At 20.0% G+C, this 7,422-nt stretch carries 8 protein-coding genes; 4 read left to right on the forward strand and 4 right to left on the reverse strand.

The window, feature by feature from the left end; genetic code table 11:
- Positions 1–196: 196 nt before the first annotated feature.
- The 3 genes from OC683_RS00135 (at position 197) to acpS (ending at position 4,040) form a co-directional block, all read left to right on the forward strand.
- Positions 197–1,222, forward strand: coding sequence for a hypothetical protein (locus OC683_RS00135; protein WP_304514554.1), 1,026 nt, complete (start codon positions 197–199; stop codon positions 1,220–1,222).
- A 445-nt stretch (positions 1,223–1,667) separates the two neighbouring features.
- On the forward strand, positions 1,668–3,680 hold the full coding sequence (gene ligA / locus OC683_RS00140) for an NAD-dependent DNA ligase LigA (protein ID WP_304514555.1): 2,013 nt from the start codon (positions 1,668–1,670) through the stop codon (positions 3,678–3,680).
- A 21-nt stretch (positions 3,681–3,701) separates the two neighbouring features.
- Positions 3,702–4,040, forward strand: a complete 339-nt coding sequence (gene acpS, locus OC683_RS00145; RefSeq protein WP_304514556.1) for a holo-ACP synthase — start codon at positions 3,702–3,704, stop codon at positions 4,038–4,040.
- Between the two features lie 714 nt (positions 4,041–4,754).
- Here the strand turns inward: acpS and OC683_RS00150 are convergent.
- The 4 genes from OC683_RS00150 to OC683_RS02460 all read right to left on the reverse strand — a co-directional run bounded on the left by OC683_RS00150 (position 4,755) and on the right by OC683_RS02460 (position 6,141).
- Positions 4,755–4,883, reverse strand: a complete 129-nt coding sequence (locus OC683_RS00150) for a hypothetical protein (protein WP_304514557.1) — start codon at positions 4,881–4,883, stop codon at positions 4,755–4,757.
- Between the two features lie 177 nt (positions 4,884–5,060).
- Complete coding sequence (locus tag OC683_RS00155) at positions 5,061–5,294, reverse strand: hypothetical protein (RefSeq protein ID WP_304514558.1); 234 nt, start codon at positions 5,292–5,294, stop codon at positions 5,061–5,063.
- A gap of 229 nt (positions 5,295–5,523) precedes the next feature.
- Entirely contained in the window at positions 5,524–5,667 is a 144-nt protein-coding gene (locus OC683_RS02455) for a hypothetical protein (RefSeq protein ID WP_320411925.1), read from the reverse strand.
- Positions 5,668–5,937: 270 nt separating this feature from the next.
- Positions 5,938–6,141, reverse strand: coding sequence for a sigma factor (locus tag OC683_RS02460; RefSeq protein ID WP_320411926.1), 204 nt, complete (start codon positions 6,139–6,141; stop codon positions 5,938–5,940).
- 846 nt (positions 6,142–6,987) lie between these two features.
- On the opposite strand from OC683_RS02460, the gene OC683_RS00165 reads away from it, so the two are divergent.
- Positions 6,988–7,317, forward strand: a complete 330-nt coding sequence (locus OC683_RS00165) for a hypothetical protein (RefSeq protein WP_304514559.1) — start codon at positions 6,988–6,990, stop codon at positions 7,315–7,317.
- Positions 7,318–7,422 lie beyond the last annotated feature (105 nt).

Below are 7,422 nucleotides of genomic sequence, written 5' to 3' on the forward strand. Positions count from 1 at the left end.
CTTTATTATGTTTTTGTAAAACAACTTTAAGAATACCTAATATTTATTATTATATTATTTTTTGTTATAATTAGATTGCGTTTGTTTAAAATTTAAATTCACTTTTTTCATTTAGGATTGTGTATGGTTTATTATCACGAAGTAAGATTTTATTATATTTCTATAAATCATTAGAAAGTGAGATCAACTAAAACACATGAATTTCACCAGTGACAAAAATATATTATACAAAATATTATTATTTTTTATCATTTTCTTAATTTTATTGGGTCAAATTTTTTTTATTATGAATGTATTAGCTCATAATGAAGAAATAGAAGAAGAACATGAGAAATTATCTCAAACTCATAAACAACTATTAGAAAATTATAATAAAATTCAAAATAATAATAAAATAAAAATTGAACCTATTTCCGATAAAAACAATAATATTAATTCAAATAAAAATTCTTTAAAACCTATATTCAATTCTTTACAAGAAAGTATAGAATTGCAAAAAAAGTTTTTTCAACCAAAAACGAATTCCTTCGATTTTTCTTTGCAAAAATTAACTGATGAAGCTACCCAAAGTATTATAGTTTTTAAAAATAATAAAGAAGAAAAAATCGATCATATTAAATATTTTAATAAATTTGGAGAATTAATAAGTAAAATCTTTTTAAACAATGAAAATAATTATTATAAAAAAATAGAAGAATATCAAAATAATCAATTATTCAAAAAAACAGTTTTTGCTGATGATTATCAATCAGAATTAATTTCCTTTTATAAAAATAATAAAATTAAAACTGAAATATTAAATGTATATAACGAAAATACTAAAAGTTTCATAACACATAATATTTCAGAATTTGATGATGAAGAAAAATTAATAACAATGAGTTTCTATCAGAAAACTGCTCCTTATAAAATAGATAAAAAAATTTATTGGGATAATAAACAAAATCCGATAAAAATCGAACATTTTAAATATATTAATGATAGATTAAATGCTATAGAAGAATTTAATGCAAATCAACAAATTACTAAAATAACCATTTTCAATCCAAATCAACAAATATCTTCTATTAAAGAATTTAATTACATCACTAATGAAGTTTTAATTGAAACTAAATTTTTTGATAGCAACAATAAATTAACTGAAACAAAATTTGATGTTAAAGCTAATAAAAATGTCATATCCGAGCCTGATTTAATAGATACAAGATTCCGCATTATGTAAATATATCTCCAAAAATTATTATAAAAAATTAATTTTATAATCATTAATTAAAATTTCATTTATAAAATAAAAAATTAAAATCATTCTAAAAGTAATAAAATTTTCCTCATAAATGTTTTTAATTGAAAAAAATTCTCCAAATATAAAATATTAATATATAAATTTCTAAAATAAATTAGAAGAAATTATAAATATAATTTTAGTAATAATCTAATTTAACAAAAATAACGATATTAATATAACTGGATATTCAAAAATTAATTATCTAATCAACATATAACGATATATATTTAAATATGCATATTGTAAAATATGCATATTTTTTTAATCTTAGTAATATTTTTTAAAATTAAAATACCTTTAACTTAAAAATAAAATTTTAAAATATCAATTAAAAAAAGAACTAATACATTGTAATATTGAATACGGATAATAGATAAAAAATATGTTAGATATTATAAAAAAAATAAAACAATTAACTAAAAAAATAAATCAGGCGAATTATGAATATTTTAATTTAAATCAATCTTCTTTAAGTGATCAACAATATGATGAATTATTACAGGAATTGATATATCTAGAACAGAATTATCCGCAGTATAAATTAAAAAATAGTCCGACTGATAAAGTAGGTAGTTCCTTAGATGATAACAAAATACCTAAAATAACTCATAGTAAACCTATGTTATCTTTAGACAATGCCTTTGACATTACAAAAGTAAAAAAATTTTATACAAAAATAATGGAAAAATATCCTCATTGTAATTTTATTACAGAATTAAAAATAGATGGTATAGCTATTAATTTAAAATATAAACAAGGAATTTTAATGCAAGCTACTACAAGAGGAAATGGCTTAGTAGGAGAAGTAGTAACTCATAATATTAAAAATATCACAGATATTCCCTTAAAACTTTTACAACCAATAGATTTAGAAGTAAGAGGAGAAGTTTTTTTTAATTATGAAAATTTTAAAAAATTAAACGAACAACATAACAAAGAACAAAAAAAATCTTTTGCTAATCCACGTAATGCCGCGTCTGGAACCATTAGATTATTAAATCCTAATATTGTCGCTTCTAGAAATTTATCTTCTTTTTTATATAGTATCGTAAAAACTTCGTTAATTGTTCATACTCAAAAAGAAGTTTTAGAATTATTAAAAAAATTAGGTTTTTCTGTAAATCCATATTATCATATAATTAATTCTTGGTCTGATTTAATTAACTTTATAGATTATTATGTAGATTTAAAAACCTCTTTAAATTATGATGTAGATGGTATTGTTATAAAATTAAACCAACTCGATTTATATCCGAAAATAGGTTATACAAATAAATTTCCTAAATACGCTCTGGCTTATAAATTTAATTCCATTACAGGTGAAACTATAATCAAAAATATTTTATTTTATGTAGGCCGAACTGGCATAATTAATCCTGTAGCAGATCTTGAACCTATTATTCTTGATGGTAGTAAAATATCACGTGTGACCTTGCATAATTACAATTATATTCAAAATAAAGATATTCGTATTCATGATAGCGTAATTATTGTAAAGTCAGGATCGATTATTCCTAGAATTATTAAAGTCATTATTAATAAAAGAGTGGCTTCTGCAAAACCTTTTGTAATGATTACAAAATGCCCTTCTTGTGATTCATTATTAAAAAAAGAAAATAATGGAATTAATTATTTTTGTATTAATTCCGAATGTAATGAAAAAAAAATACAAAAAATAATTCATTTCGCATCTAAAGAAGCTATGGATATCCATATTTTAGGCTCTCAAACATTAACTATTTTATTTAAAAACAAAATTATCAACAAAATTTCCGATTTATATATTCTTAAAGAAAAAAAACAACAATTACTAAAATTACCTTTTTTTGGCATTAAAAAAATTAACAATATTTTGGAAGCTATAGAAAAAAGTAAACAAAAACCTTTCGATCGCGTTCTATTCGGATTAGGAATAAAACATGTAGGTAGTAAAATCGCTCAAATTTTAACTAATAAATTTTATAATATATATAATTTAAAAAAAGCTACAATAGAACAACTAACTAAAATAAACGAAATAGGACAAGAAATAGCTCATAGTATACATAATTTTTTTAATGATGAAAAAAATGTTCAAGAAATTATTCAATTAGAAAAACATCAATTAAATTTTTCTACTCAAAATATTATTAATAATGTGGATAATAATTTTTTTAAAAACCAAAAAATTATTATTACAGGAACATTGTCGCAATATACACGTGCACAAATAATTAAAAATTTATCAAAATTAGGAGCTTTAATAGTGAATAATATATCTAAAAAAACTAATTATTTAATCTGTGGGGCAAATTACAGCAAAAAAAAACTTGAAAAAGCTAAAAACATAAACATTACTATTATTCAAGAATTAGAATTATATAAACTTTTATCACAAACTAAAAATAAAATATAAAAAGGTAAATAATTATCAAAAATGAAAAATATCGGTATCGATTTAATTGAAATTAATAAAATTATTCAAATAGGATTAACCTCAATATCTAATCGTATTTTATCTATTTCAGAATATAACATTTATAAAAAAATAAATTCTTTAAAAAGTAAAAGTTTTTTTTTAGCAGGAAGATGGGCTGCTAAAGAAGCAATATTTAAAACTTATCAAAAAGGTAATTTGACCAATAATTATTGCGATTGGTCTATATTAAACGACGATAAAGGAGCTCCTTATATAATAGATAAATATAATAATCAATTTATGATATCTATTACTCATACTGAAAAATACGCTTTAGCTTTAGTTATTATGTTATAATCTTGAATTAATTTTTTAATTTTGATAAATATTAATTTCTTTTTTAAAATTATTTATCACAAATATAGTTGTAATATATTGAAAATTACTACTGTTTTTGAATTATCTTTTTATTAATAACTATTTAATTAAATATTTATATATTAATTCATCCAAATGAAACTAAAAATAATCTGTAAAATCAATTTATATTTTTTTAAAATAATCCAACATTAAACAAAATAGCATTCAAGAATAAAAAGATTCAAAAATGATATTAACAATAATTATTAAATAATTATTTTTGTAAATTTTTTTTCAATTTACCACTATAAATATTTAAATTCATATCAGGCGTTCCTAAATTTTTGGGTTGTAACAGACTAACTAACATATGAGTGGAATTAAATATATTTATTTTCTGAATTAAATGAGAAGATAATCAGGAAGATAGTTGATTTTGTTCTAATGAAAAAATTTCTACTCGATTATCTACCTTATTATAATCTAAAGCAAAGCCTAATTTTTTTCAAGATTATGATTTTTTATATATCAACGGATGTTTTGATCAATATGACAAGTAGCATCGTGTTTTTATTTAAACATTTCATAACTTTCTATTACTCCTGGAATCAAAAAATTACAAATTAATTTACTCGCGACATATTTCGTTGTTTGATTAATGCCAGTTTGTAAAATTTTTAAGTTTATTTGATTTTTAACTTTTTGAATTATTTAAGTTCTAATACGTTTTTTAAGAGAATCATTTCCAAGAATTTTTTGATAAAAATTTTGAAGATTAAGACCTAATTCAGCCATTTCTACCTCGGATGCTTCATTAAAAAATATATCTTCATAAGGCATTTTATCTACCTCGTTTTGAAAAAAAATTCTCTAATAAATCATAACTCATAGAAAATAAAGAATTCAACATCTCGCAATTGCAAAAAGTTATATCAACATAAGAAATTTCCTTTAAATGATCAGGATCCAAAAAAATATACCCTTTTCTAGACGATATTGAATAAAATATTTAACAAATTAATTAATAAAAGCAATTTGATCATCCGAATCATTAATATATTTATCACCAGTTACTTTTTGTACTGTATCTAAAACTTTAAATATTCTATTAACAGAGAATAATAAATTACTCACTAAAACAGTAGTATTTTTTATAATTTGTTTATTATTAGCAAATTCTTGATAAGTTTTACAAGGCATTCTTTTGAAAGGAAAAAGATTATAAAACACATAAGCTTTGTCAGAAAACATATGACCTTTTTTTCATGACGCCAATAAATAGCGTTATACTTTGTATTATAATCTTTTTCATAATTAGCAATATCAAAAGCACATAATAAAATTTATTTAATTTTAATAATTTCATATTTTTATAATCTCCATAACTTGGATTTGAAATTTAAAAAATTTTAATATTATGTATCTAAATTACAATAAATAACTAAGAAATATTAAAGATTAATATCTGTTTAATTCATATTCATAAATTTTTAAGATAATTTAATTTTCTTTTGAGTTTTTGGATAGCATTTTTACGTATTTTTTGAACTTCTTTAGGAGTTATTTTTAAAGAAAAAGCTATTTCTCGATAAGAAATTTTTTTATGACATGAAAAATTATTCAAGAAACCAAAACTTAAACCAATAATTTTAAATTCTGATGAATTTAAAGTTTTTCTTATTTTTTTAATCCAAAATTCCTAATCTGTTTGTTTTAACCAATTTTGATGAGGATTTAAAGAATAATTAGCGAAAGAATAATAAATAGTTTCTTGAAAATTAGTATTAATTATAAAATAATTTTTTTGAGGAACAACTGGAATATGACTATTTCGAATTAATTCGCGAATAACAAATTTAATAGTTGGTCTAGCATAAGCTATAAAATCATAACCTTAATCTTGATAATAACCTAAAGCGCCAATTAAACCTAAAAAGCCTTCTTGAATTAAATCTGATTTATTCAAAATAGACGGATAATATTTAAATTGATTAACAATTTTATAAACCAAAGGCGCATAAACTTCGATTAATTTATTTCTAATAGATAAGTTATTTTTATCTTTTAAAAAGAGTGAAAATAATCTTTTTCTTAGCATATAATTCCTTTCTAAAACATTTTTTAAGTTAATAATTAATCAAAAAATCTTGAAAAGATACTTTGTAAATTAAAAATTTCTTTTTAATAATTCAAGATTTTTATTATGTAATAAAAATATTTACCAAATAAACAAATTTCAATTAAAATTATCTTCTTATAAATTATCCAATTTGTTTTTTTTAATAATAAGAATATGCGAACATATAACTTATCGAAATTTATATTTTTGGTATATATAAAACATGTAAAATTAAATTTCATTTGTTCTTTATTTAGTTAGGTAAAAAAGTTTAAAATTTCTTATTAAAATAAAAAAACAATATTTTAAACATAAATATCGATATAATTACAAAGTCAAAATAATAATTTATTAAAAATTTATTATTTATATAAAAATTAAATAAATAATTAATACTATAAAAATTATTAATAAATTATTATTTTGGCATAAATAAATTATTAAACTATTGAAAAAACATTTTAATCAAATATAACTAATATATTCTGCTGAAATAACATATCACGAACCCTTTTATATGTTATAATTAAGTTAGATATTTTATATTTAGAATATTTTCTATTCATAAAATATCTTAATATTTTCCTTCAAAAGGAAATAAATGATAATTGAAAATGAAATTTGAAAATTTGAAAAAAAATTAAACATTATAAATTCACAAAATAATTAAAATTTATCTAACAAAAATATATTTATTACATATTTTTACAAATAAAAAAGAAAAGAGAATTAATAACTAATATAAAAATTTTTAATAAAAATAAAAAAAATATTTTATTATTTCAATATTTAATTCTGATCTTATTTTTTCTTAAATGTTTTTTTATGAATACAATTGTGGCTCAGATTTCTGATGATAATAATCAAAAAATAATAGATTTAAAAACTAAAATTTTTCAATATCGAATTATTTTAGATACAGAATTAAATCAAACACAAAAATTCAATAAAGAATTAGATACATTATCATTAGACGAAAAAGAAAAATTACAGATTTTTTTAAATGATATCGAAACACAACGAAAAACATATATTACGGAACTTAATAATTTTCAAATAAATAATTCTCAAGATAATAAAGAAGTAATTTTGTTAAACATTTTAGAAAAACAAGAAAAATCTTATATAGAATTAGGGCGCAAAAGATGCTCATAATTCTGCTATTTAACGCATAGCCTAGAGTGATAATCTCTCTAGAGGTCACGTAAACACCACAAGGTGGGCTTGATCAACTAGTTCGAAAGAAGAGTTGATAACAGC

Source organism: Candidatus Phytoplasma crotalariae (assembly GCF_030586865.1).
Taxonomy (GTDB): Bacteria; Bacillota_I; Bacilli_A; order Acholeplasmatales; family Acholeplasmataceae; genus Phytoplasma; species Phytoplasma citri.

Coding starts and splice junctions, on each gene's coding strand:
- acpS (WP_304514556.1), top strand. CDS start 3,702: ATGAAAAATATCGGTATCGATTTAATTGAAATTAATAAAATTATTCAA.
- OC683_RS00165 (WP_304514559.1), top strand. CDS start 6,988: ATGAATACAATTGTGGCTCAGATTTCTGATGATAATAATCAAAAAATA.
- ligA (WP_304514555.1), top strand. CDS start 1,668: ATGTTAGATATTATAAAAAAAATAAAACAATTAACTAAAAAAATAAAT.
- OC683_RS00135 (WP_304514554.1), top strand. CDS start 197: ATGAATTTCACCAGTGACAAAAATATATTATACAAAATATTATTATTT.
- OC683_RS00155 (WP_304514558.1), bottom strand. CDS start 5,294: ATGTTTTCTGACAAAGCTTATGTGTTTTATAATCTTTTTCCTTTCAAA.
- OC683_RS02460 (WP_320411926.1), bottom strand. CDS start 6,141: ATGCTAAGAAAAAGATTATTTTCACTCTTTTTAAAAGATAAAAATAAC.
- OC683_RS00150 (WP_304514557.1), bottom strand. CDS start 4,883: ATGCCTTATGAAGATATATTTTTTAATGAAGCATCCGAGGTAGAAATG.